Consider the following 18,750-nt stretch of genomic DNA (forward strand, 5'->3'; position numbering starts at 1 on the left):
GTAATTTGCTGTTGCTGAATGGCAACGGGACAAAGTTCTGATAATAAGCTTTGATTAGTCCGCTTTTATTCGTTTGTAGCCGATTGTATCCGTTTGTGAAACGGCTATTAAGAGGGATAGCTGTTTTGAAATCAGACGGATTAGCGGATAAAACGGAAGTTTTGTTTTGAAAGGGAAGGGGCCAAATAATCTTTCTTTTTTTTGGAGCTATCGGTCAGTTGTCAGGATAGATTATCTTTCGGATTACCGTAAAAATACCCTGTTTACGGTATTTTTTGTTGTGTAAGAATTTGTTAGGTTTAAAAAAAAAAAGCAAAGAAACCTGTCACTAGCTGACTAATACTTGAAAAGTAGTGAAAGGAATTATCATACAATAAACAAGTTGGCGGTAATGCTAAAAAGACGACAAACAATTAAAATAATGACATCGATATGATAAATAAAATCTCATTTGAAAACTACAAAGCTTTTGATAGCGGTGAAATAAAGATTAAGCCGATAACAATTTTACTTGGTGCAAACAGTGTAGGGAAAAGTAGTATTATGCAATTATTCTTAATGCTTCAACAAACTGCACTTACTGAGAATAATTATAAATCAGCTTTGAAATTGCACGGTGGATTTGTTAGTATGGGAGAAGGATTAAATCTATTAAGAAAAAAAGATAAAACAAAGGTTCTATCCATTTCAATAGATTACTATAATGGCAATATTAAAAGTGAATTTGATGATTTCTTTTCTAGTTTTTGCCAAGAAACACTTTACTATTCGAGCATTGTAAAGAAACTTTCTAAAGACTCGGAGATAACCCAACAAGAAAACAATATATTTAAAAAGATAAAGAATATTTTCAAGACAGATGATGATTTTGACATTAGATTTCTAAGAATGGACACTGATAAAATTGAAGAAATCTTGGATAAAAAAACATTTGTTGAATTAATTGAGGAAACTTCTAAAAGACTTGAAAATCAAAACTTGGAAAAATACCCAAAGGAATTAAGAGATGATTACTTTTATTTTAGACATAGTCACCGCAGATTAGGTTTTCCAACAAACCACCTAAAAAATCTTTCCGAAAGAAAGGATGAATACCTTTTGACTTATGATTTTTTATCCGGACTTAAAAAAAGTTTAAAAAACGCTCATTTCACAGTTAAATATGAAATCGTTGCAGTTGAGAAAAATATAGTGGTTAAGAAAATGGGTATTTTCAATGAAAACATCGAAATTCTTTCTGTTGAATTTGATACGCACCCATCTAGCAAGTACAAATTGAATTCTATTACTAGTGATTTTATTTCAAAAGAAAAGATGTCGTCAAAAACTTTTCAATCACTGAAAGGCATATTTGAAAATCCAAGAACAATATTTTCATTTACCAACCCAAGAAATGACTTTGAAAGGGAGAAAGAATCTAATTCCATCTTTTCAAATATTGTTCAAAGTATATTTCATATTGTAAACCATCAAACATCTGATTACTTTGAGAATGACAATATAAACTATGTAAGTCCGCTTAGGGCACACCCTAAGAGATATTATTTTTTAGACAAAGCCAAAATAAATGCATATGTTGACACTTTAGACGGTGATGCTATTGCTGAAACATTAAAAGAGAATAGCTATCTCAGAAACCAAGTAAATTCTTGGCTAGAAAAGTTCAATTTAAAGGTTGAAGTAAGTCAGTTACAAGACATAATACATAAATTAGTTGTTAATCAAAACTCATTAAATCTTGACATTACTGATGTAGGTTTTGGAATATCACAGGTTTTACCTGTTATAATTCAAGGGTTCTTGTCGCACAAAGACAGTTTGACATTAATTGAGCAACCTGAAATTCACTTGCACCCAAAAATGCAAGCTGATTTAGCTGATTTATTTATTGACATTGTTATTACCAGAAATCATAAAAACGAACAAAAAGCATCAAAATATCTTTTGATTGAAACTCATAGTGAATATTTACTCAAAAGACTTAGGAGAAGAATTTCTGAGGGTACAATTTCACCTGAAAATGTTGCAATATATTTAATCAATCCTCAAAAGAACGAAGAAGGTGGAGTAATCACAGAATTAAAAATAGAAGGAAAAGGGAAATTTGAGTGGCCAATGGATTTTTATGGTGGTGAGTTGCTTTTGGACACCACAGAGTTTTTGAAAAATCAAGTAAACGAACAATAATGGCTGCATATACTCTTTCAAAATGCATTTTAGAGAATATAAATGCAGGTAAAAAATATATCACGGATTTACTTTTTGTATTTACAAGGGATTCTAATCCTCATAAAGTAACTGTAGATTCACAAAACATAATCCTTGATATTTATACTCAGCTAGCAAAATCAAATGAATTTATCGCTACTTGGCTACAATTAATGTCGCACCAGCCTTCAAATTTTGAACCTATTAATGTTGATCTATCTTCAGTTAGCAATGACGAGGAGATATTTTTAAAAGTTTGCTGTGAGACTAAGAGTCAACAAAAAATCATTGTATTTACTCACGAGGGATGGAAATATTACAACTATCATTCTGATAAGGTCATCCATTACAACAATAAATTCATTTACGTCTTAGATAGAGACGAAGCAATCCAAGATTTAAATTTCGTAAATAGTGCTAATATTACTGCATTTGGGTCAATCATAGCTGCAAATCAATCATCGATTAATAATTCTGATAATAAACAAAATGACTAAAATAGATAAATCAATTGTTGCCACAGGTGGGAGCTCAATTTCGAACTCGAAAAACGAAATAGCTACAAAAGCAAAAAGGTTAAAGACGAAATTTACTTTGATAGGATTCATTCTTGGAGTACTATCCTCCTTAGTAGCATCATATATTTACGACTACTTGACAAAGTCGTGAATAAAGAAGCACATACCGCCAACATCACCTATACGCAAGCAGGGGTTTCGTGCTTCGTAGGACAGGAATGTGGTAAGTTTAAAGTTAAGTTCTTCGTAGGAAGTTCAGTGGTTAAAATCCCTGCCTGCGTATAGCTGAGAAACGTGTGTGACTTGAATCAGCCCTCTTAAGGCTGAATGCTTTGAAATGGATGGAGGACTATTGGGTAACCAATAGAGAGGCCCTCCGATGGCGGTTTACCGAAACAGCTATCAAACTACCTTACGCTGCATATCTGGGAAACCAATATGTGGTGAGCGGTAAGGAAAAACGGGGACATTGATCCCCGTAGGTGAGTACTGATGGAGCTGAATGAAAATGAACCAGTGACGAAGCCTCGATAAGGCAAATTACGATGTGAAAAATAGGTAGTTACGTTTGTACCTATGACAAAGTGTGGCGGACGATCGGATATACTGGCCACATCGCATCCGGGGTTAAGCTGGCAGGAACGCAGTACAGGCCATTTCAAGGAACAAGTGAACTCTATGCTGTCAGGCCAAATCGAGAGAGGAAACCTGCACCTGTGGTTGGGTGAAGCATAGGGGGCAGACCTGCTCGTAGTAGCGATGAAATTTCTGTAATGGGAATGGAGTGAAGGAGCAGGCATGTTTAGTTTCAAACCAGTTTACAACCAAGATAATTGGGATGACAGACTACTATGAGACAAAATCGCAACCAATTACCAAACTGATGGTATGGCAAGCGTACAAGAAAGTAAAAGCGAACAAAGGAAGTTCGGGCATAGACCGAATGAGTTGGGAGGACTTGGATAAAGATCTATCCTCATACCTCTATAAGTTATGGAATCGACTGACCTCGGGTAGCTATTTTCCTTTGCCAGTCAAACAAGTGAAGATACCCAAGAAGGACGGAGGTATTCGCAAATTGGGTGTCCCCACCCTTCTAGACCGTATCGCACAGCAAGTAGTAAGGGCGTATTTGGAGAGACAACTTGAGCCACTGTTCCACGAGAGTTCATTTGGCTATAGACCAAACCGTAATGCTCACCAAGCAGTGAAACAATCAGAGCGAAATTGTTTTGGGCATGACTTTGTGGTCGACCTTGATATCAAAGGGTTCTTCGATAATATCAACCATGGCCTGATGATGAAAGCACTGAGATATTACTGTAAGGATGAATGGATAGCCTTGTACGTCTCCAGATGGCTAAATGCAGGCATCATGGCAGATGGGGTTTTCGAGGAGACAAAAGCAGGCACACCTCAAGGAGGCGTAGTGAGTCCATTACTTGCGAATCTCTATCTGCATGTAGCTTTTGATGAATGGATGCGGAAATATCATCCTGAGAAACCATTTGAACGGTATGCAGACGATGTGGTGATACACTGCAAGACAGAGAAGCAAGCACAATTCATGTTAAGACAAGTACGTCAGCGGATGAAGACCTGCTTCCTAGAGTTGCACCCTGAGAAGACCAAGATTGTGAACCTACGAGGTTGGTCAGATACTAAGTATCCCCGCAAGTATGATTTTCTTGGATTCACGATCAAGGCATCGATGCAGACCATCAAAGGAAAGGGGATGTTACTACCTGGAACATTTGTGAGTATCAAGTCCAGAACTTCAATACTCGGCAAATTCAGGGAAATGCAAATCCATAAATGGCGCAAACCCATAAAGGAAGTAGCCAATCGTTTGAATCCTGTCATCAGAGGACTGCTCAATTACTATCATAAGCTTAGAGGAGAATCCATACGTGAGATATGGAATCAACTCAACCACCGGTTACTCAAGTGGGTGAAATGGGAGAAAGGACTTTTCAAATGGGCGGCAGTCAGATGGCTAAAGCAACAATACAAGTCTACCCCAAACCTGTTTGAGCATTGGAAATTGGTTCAACCTTAGGTAAATTAGAACCGAAGCGACTTATAAACATGAAGAGCCGTGTGAGGTGAGAGTCTCACGCACGGTTCTGTGGGAAGGTGAGGGTGAAATTCCCTTGCCTGACCCGATTATCGGTTAGCTTAAATTACGCCAATGAAACAGTTATTTATTCTATTAAGTCTTTTATTCTTTAGCTTACTTAGTTTCGGGCAAGAGAAACTCCTATATGTTCCAACTTACGAAGATGGAGACACAAGTTATTGGTTCAACTGGCAACAAGAAAAATTTGAAAAAGCAGGGCTAAAGAAATTGACGGAAACAAATTATGCTTTGTATTTTAGATTTTCTACTGAAATATATGCTGTTGATATTTGGACAGAAAACTTAAGTGATTTTTATGGAATAGTTACAAACTTCACGACAAGCTATGATCCAGATCATAATGTTAAAAATCAAGATAGAGAAGGTGAGTTCTTTTATTGTAGCAAAACATTAGAAACAAGCGAAGCAAAAGAAATTTACAAATTATTCAAAGAGAACGAAATTTTTGATATACCTCCACAAGACAGTATAGAAAATTGGGAACAAGGTGAGGATGGTACTACATATTTCATAGAATATTCTAACAAGGATTTGTATTCATTTAAAGATTACTGGGCTCCCAGCCATTATATGGATAAAATTGATGAAGCAAAAAGAATAAATATCCTGACAGAACAACTCGAAGAAAAGTTGAAATTTGAACAAATGTTTCTGGAATTTTTGGACTCATTACCTAGCGGAACATATAAAGCAGGTGGAATAATCGTAACTACAAATTCAAACGGTAACAATAAATGAAAGCCAAACCGATAACATCACCTTGGATACAGCGGGCGGTTCAGTGTGAATATGAAATTCAGTATCTTTAAGAAGTTAGGAGAAAGTAAGAAGAGAACGGGTCCGAAAGCCCGCCGTCTCCAAGCTGAATCACGTGTGTGACTTGAATCAGCCCTCTTAAGGCTGAATGCTTTGAAATGGATGGAGGACTATTGGGTAACCAATAGAGAGGCCCTCCGATGGCGGTTTACCGAAACAGCTATCAAACTACCTTACGCTGCATATCTGGGAAACCAATATGTGGTGAGCGGTAAGGAAAAACGGGGACATTGATCCCTGTAGGTGAGTACTGATGGAGCTGAATGAAAATGAACCAGTGACGAAGCCTCGATAAGGCAAATTACGATGTGAAAAATAGGTAGTTACGTTTGTACCTATGACAAAGTGTGGCGGACGATCGGATATACTGGCCACATCGCATCCGGGGTTAAGCTGGCAGGAACGCAGTACAGGCCATTTCAAGGAACAAGTGAACTCTATGCTGTCAGGCCAAATCGAGAGAGGAAACCTGCACCTGTGGTTGGGTGAAGCATAGGGGGCAGACCTGCTCGTAGTAGCGATGAAATTTCTGTAATGGGAATGGAGTGAAGGAGCAGGCATGTTTAGTTTCAAACCAGTTTACAACCAAGATAATTGGGATGACAGACTACTATGAGACAAAATCGCAACCAATTACCAAACTGATGGTATGGCAAGCGTACAAGAAAGTAAAAGCGAACAAAGGAAGTTCGGGCATAGACCGAATGAGTTGGGAGGACTTGGATAAAGATCTATCCTCATACCTCTATAAGTTATGGAATCGACTGACCTCGGGTAGCTATTTTCCTTTGCCAGTCAAACAAGTGAAGATACCCAAGAAGGACGGAGGTATTCGCAAATTGGGTGTCCCCACCCTTCTAGACCGTATCGCACAGCAAGTAGTAAGGGCGTATTTGGAGAGACAACTTGAGCCACTGTTCCACGAGAGTTCATTTGGCTATAGACCAAACCGTAATGCTCACCAAGCAGTGAAACAATCAGAGCGAAATTGTTTTGGGCATGACTTTGTGGTCGACCTTGATATCAAAGGGTTCTTCGATAATATCAACCATGGCCTGATGATGAAAGCACTGAGATATTACTGTAAGGATGAATGGATAGCCTTGTACGTCTCCAGATGGCTAAATGCAGGCATCATGGCAGATGGGGTTTTCGAGGAGACAAAAGCAGGCACACCTCAAGGAGGCGTAGTGAGTCCATTACTTGCGAATCTCTATCTGCATGTAGCTTTTGATGAATGGATGCGGAAATATCATCCTGAGAAACCATTTGAACGGTATGCAGACGATGTGGTGATACACTGCAAGACAGAGAAGCAAGCACAATTCATGTTAAGACAAGTACGTCAGCGGATGAAGACCTGCTTCCTAGAGTTGCACCCTGAGAAGACCAAGATTGTGAACCTACGAGGTTGGTCAGATACTAAGTATCCCCGCAAGTATGATTTTCTTGGATTCACGATCAAGGCATCGATGCAGACCATCAAAGGAAAGGGGATGTTACTACCTGGAACATTTGTGAGTATCAAGTCCAGAACTTCAATACTCGGCAAATTCAGGGAAATGCAAATCCATAAATGGCGCAAACCCATAAAGGAAGTAGCCAATCGTTTGAATCCTGTCATCAGAGGACTGCTCAATTACTATCATAAGCTTAGAGGAGAATCCATACGTGAGATATGGAATCAACTCAACCACCGGTTACTCAAGTGGGTGAAATGGGAGAAAGGACTTTTCAAATGGGCGGCAGTCAGATGGCTAAAGCAACAATACAAGTCTACCCCAAACCTGTTTGAGCATTGGAAATTGGTTCAACCTTAGGTAAATTAGAACCGAAGCGACTTATAAACATGAAGAGCCGTGTGAGGTGAGAGTCTCACGCACGGTTCTGTGGGAAGGTGAGGGTGAAATTCCCTTGCCTGACCCGATTGTAGCAAATTTGGGAAAAACCGACAAGATGTTAAATAGAATTAAGTACACATCGAAAATACTCGCAACAAATTGGGTGCATTTTGCAGGTTTTTATGTGACCACTTATTTAAGTCTGATATTTTTTAAACTAATTGGACTTGAAGGTTCTGAAAATGAAGATTGGACGGTAGTTCTGTTTTTAAGTCTATTGACAATTCCACTTTTGTTTTTTGTATATGGATTAAGGATTATTGGTGGCTTTCTTGCTACCATTATTATGCTTGACATAGTAGGCTTTAACTTAAAACCTGACAGAATTCGACTGATTTTATTCCTCGAATGGCTATTAATAATACCACCTTTTATAAATTGGGCATTTGAGTATGAATATTGGCTTTGGATAACTTTAATCATTTCATTCTTTATAACACAGTTATTCAGAGAAAAGAAAATTGCCAAAATAATTAACCGCAATCTTGCCACAAGTAAACACGCAAATGAACAATAAGCTAAAAATAGCGACAGGACTTCTTTCTCTTGGACTTTTAGCGACTTTAATTTACAAGCTGACAGAAGTTCCAGGCGGAATGTTTTTATCAGGATTGTTTCTTGGCGGAATGGTGGTCTTTTTAATTTTGGTAGGTGGTCTAATTTTAACTTGGCTGACAAAGCTAATTATTAAACGCCTTCAATTTTGGACAGTTTACTTCGCAATTACAGCAATAGTCTTTGCCGTTTTCCATTACCAACTCTATTCCCCGACCTTGAAAATTGTCGTTCCAGAGAATTACACAGGACAAATCAACCTTGTAAAATCCAATGTAACAGAAAACATTTTGACCATTGACTCAAATGGAATTGGGTATTTAAATGAATGGACATTTAACAAACTATATTCTAAACCTATTGTAGCAGACGAAAACGGAAAAGATTTAACCGACCAATGTGTCGGATTTAATCCAACGACTTTTTTTGGACTTGGAACTTCAGCCAGTTCTGAAAAAAAGGGAGAAATTAAGTCGCTATCATTTGAAATTGTACCAAAAGACAAAATTGGCGAAAAACAATATTATCATACCGACTTGACAAAATTGGTGGATAAAGAGAAATTAGAATGAAAGAAAACGTGCTACAACATTGTATAAGCGTAATGCGGGCTAAAGTGCTAAAATTAAACGAAATGAATATTAACAAACATAAGGTCAAATCGAAAGTAAAGTGCTTCTAATCCCGCACTACGCTTATACTTGACCGTTGGCATTAATTATGAAAAACACCTACAAATGAAAAGAATACTTATCCTTTTGATTTTAGTTTCAAATTTGACATTTGGACAAACTACCGAAAATTACAACGAAAACTTAAACAAAGATTTCATTGAATATAACGACTTGATTTTAAAACAGGAATTTGAGAAATCAATGGAATATATGCTTCCTGAATTTTTTGAAATTATACCCAAAAATCAAATGATTTTGTTAATGAAACAAGTCTATAATAATCCTGACTTGGAATTTCAGGCGGATAAACCAAAAGATATTGTTTACGGAGAACCAATAAAGATTGAGGAAAAATATTATTCTGAAATAACCTACTCGTACGACATCAAAATGAAATTCAATAATATCGAGGAAAGTGAAGATGAAGAACAGAACGAATTGACTAAAAACTTAATGAAACTACAATTAGAAAAAACTTTTGGTTCTGGAAATGTAAATTTCAATAAGGAAACTCAATTCTATGAAATCCATTCAATAAAAAATGCGTTTGGAATTTCAGAAAATGGAACTTCTGATTGGAAATTCGTAGTGGTTGAACCTAAACAAAAGTTCATTTTGGAAAAAATATTACCAAAAGAATTGACCGAAAAACTATAAAGTAACTAATGCCAACAGCGCATATAACTTATGGCGGGGAAAGTGGTAAATTCAAGTTTTGTTCATTTAGGTAAGCTTGGTGCAAGCCGACTAGAAAGTACTTCGAAAACCGCCACAAGTCATATCCGCAAAACGTGTGGCATTGAAAAAATATGAGGCAGCTATTCTTACTTTTCTTACTAATTTCATTTGATGCTTATTCACAGGACGAGCAGAATTTTTATATAGATGAATTACTTGAGAGAATTCAATATGTAAATAATCCTAATTCAAATGACATTCTCTGCATTTCTGAAATAGAAAGAGCTAAAAAAGATATAAAAAATGGAAGGATTGTATTCACCCAAACTGTAGGGTTTCTTTTCGGAGATATTCGATATGAAAGTGAGTTAAGGAAACTTTGCAAAGAATATGGATTGGTATTCGATTTTGACTTAATAAGTGATGTAATTTATGAAGGTCAAACCCAGGGTTGTTATGGGGACTTCATGGATAAAGTAATTATTGAGAGATACGGAATAGGCTTCAAAGAAAACCTGCATGAAAAAGCTGATAGTCTTTTCTTATTTCGAACTCAATCAGAAAATATACTTGTGAAATACTGGGATTGTGACGAAAGGCCAAGACTACCAAAAGAATTAGAAAGAACCGGAGATTATTTAACAACTATAAAAGTAAATAATCTTAATATCGTGAAAGAAAAATCTGAATTTGGAGGTTGGCCCTTTTTTGACCTAGGCTTTATAATAGAAAAAGACAGCACAATATCAGACTTTTATATAAGTAATTTTGTGCCTCAATTGAAAGAGAATGAGAAATTTAGAGATGATTTATACAAAATTGCAGTAAGGGAACTAAAAACTAATTATTCAAGATGGATACCAGGAACAATTAAAGGTATTCCGGTTAAAACCGATAATAATGTTAGGATATTTTTTGCGAAAGAAGAATAAACGCCACATAACACCACATATAGCTTATGGCGGGTGAACGGCTGCAAGCAAGGTTCTTGCTCCTTAGTTAAGCTTGGTTTCTGTGGACTGGAAAGTGCTTCGAAACCGCCACAAGCCATATGCAAACCGTTCGTGTGTGACTTGAATCGACCTTAAAAGCAGGTCGAATGCTTTGAAATGGATGGAGGACTATTGGGTAACCAATAGAGAGGCCCTTCGATGGTCCCGAAGCTTCGGGGGAGCAGCCATCAAACTGCCTTACGCTGCATCTGGCGGAAACTCCGGTGTGGTTAACGGTTAAGGAAAAACGGGGACAAAGATCCCTGTAGGTATGTACATTGGAGCTGAATAGCCAGTCCCGAACTTGATTCGGGAAAAATGAACCAACGATGAAGTCTCGAGAAAGCAAATCATGATGTGATAAACAGGTAATTAGAACGGATAAGGAAAGAATTTTGTACACCCTTATGTTTGGTTTTGGCTTGTTTTTAATAATGATTGCTAATGGAGCAATAAAATGAAGAAAGAAAAAATCTCTTATAAATATCATTTGGGAACCAATGCTTATTGTTTTAAAAAATGAAACATGGGAAGATATAATTATGTAATTGCTTATGTTTTCATTTTGGGACTAGGAATGGTTTCTTTGGTTTTGTTTTTCTATCTCCATTATACACCAGAAATAAAAGAATATATAAATAAAGTTGACGCTAGCAATACAACAATGGGATTTAGGCTGACTATAATATATGGTTTTGCTAAGTTGATTTCATTTACATTAGGAATTTCAATCCCAGTTGCAGTTTTATTTAAGAGTATTAAAGAAGGAAGAAAAAAGAATTGCCGCCCGAACTGGTTCAGTTGTAAATGGAGGGCCGAAAAAAATGGGAAGAGCCGGAAAAACCGTTAAATTGTACCGGACAACTGAACAGACATATAACAGGCAGATTGGGGTCAGGCCACCAAAAGACCACTGGACCATCCGGGCCCGACCCCAATCTGCCGTACCGTTATGCAAAAAAACAGCAATAGAAATGACCATTAAAAAACTTTGTCTAGCATTTCTTTTTCTTTCAACCTATCAGTACTGTTTAGGTCAGGTAGAGAATTTTAAATCTTATTACGTCCCGGCCGTGGGAGGAACCCAATTGGCTGTTGATGTATTCTTTCCTGACAACTATCAGGGGGAAAAACTGCCCGTTTTGTTTGAATTCACGAGGTATTGGAGATCCAGGGAGGATCCTGAGACGGGTAAACCCATGCCATCCCTGAGAAACCAGGATAAATTTTTTCTGGAAAATGGATATATTCTTGCCAAGGTCGATGCCAGAGGCACCGGGGCATCATACGGTGTTAGGACAGGAGAATATACCCCTACCGAAGTTCGGGATGCTTTTCATGTAGTCGACTGGATGGTGAATCAAAATTGGTCTGACGGTAATGTTGGTGCGTATGGGGGTTCCTACTCAGGGACTACGGCAGAATTGCTCTGTGCCACGGGGCATAAGGCCGTCAAGGCAGTCGTTCCGGGCTGGTCTGATTTCAATGTCTATGAAAGTCCGATCAGGCCCTATGGCATGCTGGCAACAGGATTCATTTCCCAGTGGAGTCAATTCGTCAATTGGCTGGATCAAAATTCTACAGAAAATTTGGGTTCAAGTGTCCGGCGTGTCACGGAAGACAGGCCAATGGAAGCCATACAGGAGCATGCCCAAAATCCTATTGTTTTGGAACTGGCCACGAGGGCAAAATATAGAGATTCAAAATTTGGGGATTTCAAATATGAAGAAATGGATCCCCTGTTCTGGAAAAATGAAATCTCGGAATCCAATATCCCTATGTTGGTGCTGACGAGCTGGATGGATGCAGGAACTGCAGAAGGCTCATTACTGAGGTTGGCCCATTTCCCTAACCCACAAAAAATCATCCTGATGCCCAATTCACACGGTGGTGCCCATCATACAAGTCCTTTCCAGGTTTCCGATCAATTGGTCCCCCCTGTTCCTTCTGTCAAGGAGCAAATGCAGCTTCAATTGGACTTTTTTGATTTTTACCTAAAAAGCAAGAATACGGGACTTGAGGATTGGCCTACCATCAGGTATTACAACTTTGGGGAAGAGGCATTCAAATCATCTGATACCTGGCCTCCCAAAGGACAGGAAAGGATGAAATATTACTTAGGAAATAATGGGATTTTAAGGACTTCTGTCAATGAAGAGGTTTCCGGAGCGGATACCTATCAGGTCAACTTTGAAGTCAGTACCGGGACAAACAACCGATGGTCCACCCAAATGGGCAAACCTGTTTTGAATCTGGACAATAGAAATGCTGCGGATTCACTCATGTTGACTTATACCACAGAACCCCTTAGTGAAGACCTTCAGATAACAGGAACCCCGTTCATTACCCTCCATCTTTCTTCCACCCATAAGGAAGGGGCTATATTTGTTTACTTGGAAGATATTGATCAAAACGGAAGAAGCCGATACATCACCGAAGGTGGTCTTTTACTTGAACACCGCAGGCTTTCCACCAATAATATGTATGAAGGAATTCCGTATCATTCATTTAATGAGTCGGATGCATCACCGATGCCAATTGATCAGATTCAGGAAATCAGTATGAAGCTATGGCCTATATCCGTTCTGGTTAAAAAAGGCCATTCGATCAGAATTGCGATTTCCGGGGCGGATAAAGATACCTTTGATCGGGTACCTGCTGAAGGAACCCCGACATACAGTATATACAGGAATAAGTTCAACGTTTCGTTTATTGATCTTCCGGTAATTCCAAAGTAAAATCCGTACCGCAATGACTCCTGCAGGCAGGAGTGTCATCAACGTTCCATGAAGGTTCAATCACCACTTCCTCCCTTCTGAGTTTTCATAATGCAACTTTACGGAGTAATTACCTATCTGGAAAAATGGGGTTTATCGGATGGATACAATTATAGGAAACAATTCGTTCTAAATACTTTTCATTGGCTCTCAGGTATCTTGGAATAAAAAAGCCAGGTTAAATATGTTGCTGTAAATGCACAGTATTCGCTCTGACTTACAGAAAAATAGATCCTAAACAATAATGCTGATGCAAAAAATGAAACCCTTTTTAATAATTGTATTATGTATTGCAGTCTGTACTTTATTCGGACAAGAGAGTTATACTCCGATTAAAGATACCTTGAAATTTATTGAATAGAAAAGTAAATTTTTGACTGCGCTTTAAATTTGACAAAGTAGGGCTAAAGCAATTTTATCAAAATCCAGTTCAGAGGGGTACTTCGGAAGTGGGGGGGGGGTGATAAGCCTCTTACAAACTAAAAGTAATTCTTGAAAACTGGAATTACTCCGAATACTGTAAGGGATCCAAAAATAAGAAGGCACGCGTCAAGAATAGCCTCAGTGAAGCAATTTATCGAGCAGCCAGAATGCAGGATGGATAATCTACACCCAGCGTCAGATCAAGCCTTCCCTGTTTTTGGCGGAAAGTCTGATTCACTTTTGACATTATTTCGGCCAAAAACCGGAGACGTTTTGCTGTTCATTTCCCCCGGGTTGCGTTCCTTACCCGGGGCTACCCATATTTGATCCCCATGGGATCATTTTTTAATTCAAACCGGCTGCTACCAATAATGAGCCAAATAAATCCTCAGCAATACGCCGATAGAAATAATCATTCAATAAAATGAAATTTCAAATAATAAAAACATCCTTTTTAAGGTATTTTTTGTGGTGGAAGAATTTAGTAGGTTTAGAAAATAAAAGTTACCTCAGTTGTATCTATTTGACTTCACCGAAGGAAATAAGTAAACCTCTAGGTTATAAATAAACAAGTTGTGTGTAATTAAAAAATTATGATTAAGAAGTTTTTACTAATTGGCTTTAGCATTCTATCAATTGGAATCTTATTTTATTTCATTTCTCCAATCCTGTTGGTTTCTTCTACATCTGACAAATCAAACGTAGAAATATTTAATCCAAAAAATCGCGAAACAATATACTTACTAAAAACTTCTTGGGGATTAAACGGGTCCAGAATGGCAATTGGATTGAATACTGAATTAAAGGTAGGTTTCAAGGATAGTTATGAAGATAAATATGAGTGTGTGGGATTTTGTGATAGTCCAATACTTTATAAACTAGAGCAAGATACATTATTCGTTTACGATGGAAATTGGCAATTTCCAAAAGAAGATAATTTTAAAACACCAATAAAGATAATCGAATTGAAAGTACAAGAACGACTGGGAATCTATAGGAACTACAAAAGTCTAAATTTGAAAATATTTCCTGAAGATCAAACTTATATAATTGAAAATTCAGCAAAAAAGTAAACTATACACAACATCACCTTGGATACAGCGGGCGGTTCAGAGTAAATAGAAAGTTTAGTATCTTCAAGAAGTTAGGAGTAGGTTGGAAGAGTTCGGCTCCGAAAGCCCGCCGTCTCCAAGCTGAATCCCGCCGTGCGCATCAGCATTAAGAAAACCCACGACCAAAATAGTTTCCTAAAAAAGAAACTTTTATATTTGAAGGAATAAAGGAAACTTGAATGGATAATTATAAATTCAGGGTAGAATTTTTGGAAGATGCGAGGCAATTCCTTGATGAACTTGACGAAAAAGCAAGGGAGAAAATTTTTTACAATATTTGGAAGGCCAGCATTACAAATGACAGAGAACTTTTTAAAAAACTTCAGGATGAAGTGTGGGAGTTTAGGACGAAGTTCAGCAAAACGTATTATAGGCTATTTGCTTTTTGGGATAAAACAGCCAAGGAAGATACAGTAGTGATATCAACCCATGGGCTGATAAAAAAGACAGGAAAAGTTCCAAAAGGAGAAATAGAAAAGGCGAGGAAGCTTATGGAGCAATATTTTCAAGAGAAAAAAGAAAAAGGGAGGAAAAAATGAAAACGTACAGTTTAGAGGAGTTGACCGACAAGCATATCGGAAAAAAAGGAACAAAAAAAAGGGATGAATTCGAGAACGAACTTCGTCTTGACTTATTGGGCTATGCCATTAAGCAGGCAAGGAAGGAGCGGAATTTAACTCAAGAGCAGCTCGGGGAATTAGTAGGAGTAAAAAAGGCTCAAATCTCAAAAATTGAAAACAGCACCACAGATGCCAGATTTTCGACAATAATGAAGGTATTTGAAGTTTTGGGAGCAAGTGTGAAATTTAATGTTGAGCTGAACGACAAAAAATTGGCTTACTAAAAAAGAATGCCGAATGCATAACATCACCTTGGATACAGCGGGCGGGGAAATGCAAAATTGAAAGTGATTACCTTTAATAAACCTTGGTCGTGGCGGAGAGTGAATCGGGTTTTAATGCCCGCCTGCTCTTAGCCTTTGCCGTTAACTTTGCTTTCTGAGCTTTTTTGGGAGGACAATCCCTAAGGTCAATTGTACCGTATTTTTACCGATAGGATATTTAAGATGTATCCTGTATTTTTTTTTAAATAAGTTTAATTGAATTTCTTTAGTTTTAAAAGAACAAAAAACCAACCCATTCAAGCTATGAAAAAATCCATCCTGTATTTGTCCTTGTTTTTGCTTTTTCAATTCCAGGTGAATGCCCAGGAAAAGACTGAGGAAAAGCCGATTCCGGAAGCAGAAGTATTTACTTCTACACAAACGGTAAGAATCAACGGTGCCACGCACAGTTTGAAAACACGCGCAGGTACTTTTCAGATCAAGGATGAGAACAATGAACCTATTGCCCTTCATGGTTTTACTGCCTATTTCAAAGAGGACGGACCATCCAAAAGACCGATCATTTTCTCCTTTAACGGAGGTCCCGGTTCCTCATCTTACTGGCTACATATGGGGGTAATGGGTCCAAAAAGGATTGTTGTGAACGATCCCGGTTTGACCAAAGCAGCGCCTTATGAATTGGTCAACAATGATTATTCAATTCTTGATATTGCAGATGTAGTCATGATGGACCCTATTGGAACTGGATTGAGTATACCCATTGGGAAAGCCGAAGGCAAGGATTTCTGGGGTGTAGATCAGGACATCCGGGCGACAAGTCTGTTTATTATGCAGTTTTTGAAGGAGTACGACAGGCTTCAATCCCCCAAATTCCTCTTAGGTGAAAGTTATGGTACCTTAAGAAATGCCGGGGTCATGAAATACCTTTTGGATAAAGGGTATGCCATGAACGGCGTGGTGATGGTGTCGGCAGTCTTTGACCTGAGATCTCTGGTATTTCCGGTACAGGAGAATGTCTCCTATCTGGTACATTTCCCAACTTATGCCACCACAGCATGGTATCACAATAAGCTCAGCAACAAGAATCCCAATCTGGAAGCATTTGTAGATGAAGTAAGGGAATTTACAGAATCGGAATATATGCCGGCCCTTTTCAAAGGGGGTAGATTGGCTGCCGCCGAAAAGTCTGCCATAGCCGAAAAATTGGCCAAATATTCCGGTTTGAGTAAGGAATATTGGTTAAGGGCTAATTTAAGGGTCAGTGGATCTGAGTTTTTCAATGAATTGATGCGGGATGAGGAGATGACTGTGGGACGGTTGGATTCAAGATTTGTGGGGATCAACCAAAATCCGATGAATCAATTTGCCATTACAGATCCTCAAAGTGATGCAATATCTCCTGCTTATACCACTGGATTTTTGGATTACTTCTATAGGGATTTGGGTGTCAGCAAAAAACTGCATTACAAAACATCCGCCTATTCATCTCCCGGCTTTAAATGGGATTGGACGCATAGCGGTAATCAAGGTTGGGGAACGAATATTTCTATTACCACAGCACCGGATATGGCTGAGACTTTGAATAAAGATCCCAACATGAAGGTGTTGATTATGAATGGGTATTATGATCTGGCAACTGTATTTTATGGGGTGGAGTACACCTTGGATCAAATGAACCTGAGACCTGAAATCAGGGACAATATCACCATGACCTATTATGAGGCAGGCCATATGATGTATACCCATATGCCTTCTTTGGAAAAATTCAAAAAAGATCTTGCTGATTTTATCAAAGATGCAACCAAATAGAAAGCGCTGTTGTTTTTAAAAAAGGCTGTTTGTAAACAGATCAGCCTTTTTTTAAAGCTTTTTGTTTTGAGTCCATGATCGATACATTTTTTTAATTTTTCTTTTGCCGTATACCTGTAACCTTGGACTACAGTTGTGCGAATAAATGTCAGGACGATCTGTACAGGGTGCCTTTTGAAAGGTTTTCATTTTAAAATATTCAGACGGGATTAAACAAAATTCCTCCAATTTGGATAATTAGTTATGGAAAAGCATTTTTTTGGAATATTGCTGCTCTTAATTTGTTCCGGCGTCATGGCGCAAACCAACAAGAGATTGTCTTTGGAGGGACAGTATGGATTTATCATACCCCATTCTTCGGAACTAAAGGAAATTTCACAATCCAATCCATTTGGCGTTAATGTTCACTACCAAACCATGAATCTTGGGAAAAACAGATGGGATGCATGCAACTGTTTTCATTACCTAGGTGTACAGCTTTCTTACCATAATTTTGCCAATCGGGACGTAATCGGTTCGGCTTATAGTTTGTCCGGTACTTTTGAACCGATTTTATGGAAAAACGAAAAACTTGCTTTTTCCATACTTTCAGGAATTGGAGTCAGTTATTTGGACAGAGTATATGATGAGATTTCCAATCCCGAAAATATATTCTTCTCCTCACCGATCAGTTTTATTCTTTTTGTCACTCCCAAAATCGAATACCGAATCAGTGAAAATTGGTCATCGCAGCTTACAGTTGCATACAACCATATCTCCAATGGAGGTCAAAGCCAACCCAATAAAGGAATCAATTATCCCATGCTCGGAATTGGGGTCAACCGTTATTTTCAGTCTTCCCCATTTCCAAAATATGAAAAGTCAGATCTACCGAAAACCATCCAATGGTTTGTCGAAACTGCTTTTACCACAAGGGAGTCCGATTGGTCGAATGGGAGAAAACCTGTTTTATCTTTGGTGGGAGGATTTCATAAAAACCTGACTGCCATCAATGCATTAGGGGCAGGCTTGGAATTGACAAAAGATTATGCTTTGGATGTGGAAAATAGCAGGCTGGAGGCATTGATGCCAGCACCATTTATCGCGCATCATTTCCTTTTTGGCAGGATTGATTTCAATCAGCGGTTTGCCATTTACACCCAAAAACCAACGGGGTATAATGACTATCTTTTTTATCAAAGGTACAGTCTGATGTACAGGTTGGTGAATGATTTCTCCATGGGCTTTTCCCTTAAAGCCCACGGGCACGTTGCTGAAAATATGGATGTAAGGATATCTTTCAGGTTTTAGAGGGCCTGATTTT

18 protein-coding genes are annotated in these 18,750 nt (G+C 38.2%); all 18 read left to right on the top strand.

Annotated features, from left to right (window positions below; translation table 11 throughout):
- The first annotated feature begins 432 nt into the window (after window positions 1-432).
- Window positions 433-2,187, top strand: a complete 1,755-nt coding sequence (locus B9A52_RS13815) for an AAA family ATPase (RefSeq protein WP_084121015.1) — start codon at window positions 433-435, stop codon at window positions 2,185-2,187.
- On the top strand, window positions 2,187-2,705 hold the full coding sequence (locus B9A52_RS13820; protein ID WP_084121016.1) for a hypothetical protein: 519 nt from the start codon (window positions 2,187-2,189) through the stop codon (window positions 2,703-2,705). The genes B9A52_RS13815 and B9A52_RS13820 overlap by 1 nt, the downstream gene beginning before the upstream one ends.
- Window positions 2,706-3,067: 362 nt before the next feature.
- Window positions 3,068-3,199, top strand: a complete 132-nt coding sequence (locus tag B9A52_RS26370; protein WP_262483117.1) for a hypothetical protein — start codon at window positions 3,068-3,070, stop codon at window positions 3,197-3,199.
- 365 nt (window positions 3,200-3,564) lie between these two features.
- A complete protein-coding gene (ltrA, locus tag B9A52_RS13825) occupies window positions 3,565-4,785 on the top strand; it encodes a group II intron reverse transcriptase/maturase (RefSeq protein ID WP_084119317.1) in 1,221 nt (406 codons plus the stop codon).
- A 132-nt stretch (window positions 4,786-4,917) separates the two neighbouring features.
- A complete protein-coding gene (locus tag B9A52_RS13830; protein ID WP_084121017.1) occupies window positions 4,918-5,604 on the top strand; it encodes a hypothetical protein in 687 nt (228 codons plus the stop codon).
- 180 nt (window positions 5,605-5,784) lie between these two features.
- On the top strand, window positions 5,785-5,916 hold the full coding sequence (locus tag B9A52_RS26375; RefSeq protein WP_262483117.1) for a hypothetical protein: 132 nt from the start codon (window positions 5,785-5,787) through the stop codon (window positions 5,914-5,916).
- Between the two features lie 365 nt (window positions 5,917-6,281).
- Window positions 6,282-7,502, top strand: a complete 1,221-nt coding sequence (gene ltrA, locus B9A52_RS13835; RefSeq protein ID WP_084119317.1) for a group II intron reverse transcriptase/maturase — start codon at window positions 6,282-6,284, stop codon at window positions 7,500-7,502.
- A gap of 136 nt (window positions 7,503-7,638) precedes the next feature.
- The gene (locus B9A52_RS13840) at window positions 7,639-8,100 is read left to right on the top strand and encodes a hypothetical protein (protein ID WP_084121018.1); all 462 of its coding nucleotides are present in this window, start codon (window positions 7,639-7,641) and stop codon (window positions 8,098-8,100) included.
- Window positions 8,090-8,710: a hypothetical protein gene (locus B9A52_RS13845; RefSeq protein WP_084121019.1), complete on the top strand. Its 621-nt coding sequence runs from the start codon at window positions 8,090-8,092 to the stop codon at window positions 8,708-8,710. Before B9A52_RS13840 ends, B9A52_RS13845 begins: the two co-directional genes overlap by 11 nt.
- Before the next feature lie 165 nt (window positions 8,711-8,875).
- Window positions 8,876-9,469 carry a hypothetical protein gene (locus tag B9A52_RS13850; protein ID WP_084121020.1) on the top strand — a complete coding sequence of 198 codons (594 nt, stop codon included), beginning with the start codon at window positions 8,876-8,878 and terminating at the stop codon, window positions 9,467-9,469.
- A gap of 152 nt (window positions 9,470-9,621) precedes the next feature.
- Window positions 9,622-10,422, top strand: coding sequence for a hypothetical protein (locus B9A52_RS13855; protein WP_084121021.1), 801 nt, complete (start codon window positions 9,622-9,624; stop codon window positions 10,420-10,422).
- A 586-nt stretch (window positions 10,423-11,008) separates the two neighbouring features.
- Window positions 11,009-11,332: a hypothetical protein gene (locus tag B9A52_RS25555; protein WP_157370160.1), complete on the top strand. Its 324-nt coding sequence runs from the start codon at window positions 11,009-11,011 to the stop codon at window positions 11,330-11,332.
- Window positions 11,307-13,220, top strand: a complete 1,914-nt coding sequence (locus B9A52_RS13860) for a CocE/NonD family hydrolase (RefSeq protein WP_157370161.1) — start codon at window positions 11,307-11,309, stop codon at window positions 13,218-13,220. The genes B9A52_RS25555 and B9A52_RS13860 overlap by 26 nt, the downstream gene beginning before the upstream one ends.
- A 1,055-nt stretch (window positions 13,221-14,275) precedes the next feature.
- A complete protein-coding gene (locus tag B9A52_RS13865) occupies window positions 14,276-14,755 on the top strand; it encodes a hypothetical protein (RefSeq protein ID WP_084121023.1) in 480 nt (159 codons plus the stop codon).
- Window positions 14,756-14,973: 218 nt separating this feature from the next.
- Window positions 14,974-15,333, top strand: a complete 360-nt coding sequence (locus tag B9A52_RS13870; RefSeq protein ID WP_084121024.1) for a type II toxin-antitoxin system RelE/ParE family toxin — start codon at window positions 14,974-14,976, stop codon at window positions 15,331-15,333.
- A complete protein-coding gene (locus tag B9A52_RS13875; RefSeq protein WP_084121025.1) occupies window positions 15,330-15,638 on the top strand; it encodes a helix-turn-helix domain-containing protein in 309 nt (102 codons plus the stop codon). The genes B9A52_RS13870 and B9A52_RS13875 overlap by 4 nt, the downstream gene beginning before the upstream one ends.
- 303 nt (window positions 15,639-15,941) lie before the next feature.
- A complete protein-coding gene (locus tag B9A52_RS13880; protein ID WP_084121026.1) occupies window positions 15,942-17,447 on the top strand; it encodes a S10 family peptidase in 1,506 nt (501 codons plus the stop codon).
- A gap of 243 nt (window positions 17,448-17,690) precedes the next feature.
- Complete coding sequence (locus tag B9A52_RS13885) at window positions 17,691-18,737, top strand: acyloxyacyl hydrolase (protein WP_084121027.1); 1,047 nt, start codon at window positions 17,691-17,693, stop codon at window positions 18,735-18,737.
- Window positions 18,738-18,750: the final 13 nt, after the last annotated feature.

This window comes from Aquiflexum balticum DSM 16537, from assembly GCF_900176595.1.
In the GTDB taxonomy this organism is placed as follows: domain Bacteria; phylum Bacteroidota; class Bacteroidia; order Cytophagales; family Cyclobacteriaceae; genus Aquiflexum; species Aquiflexum balticum.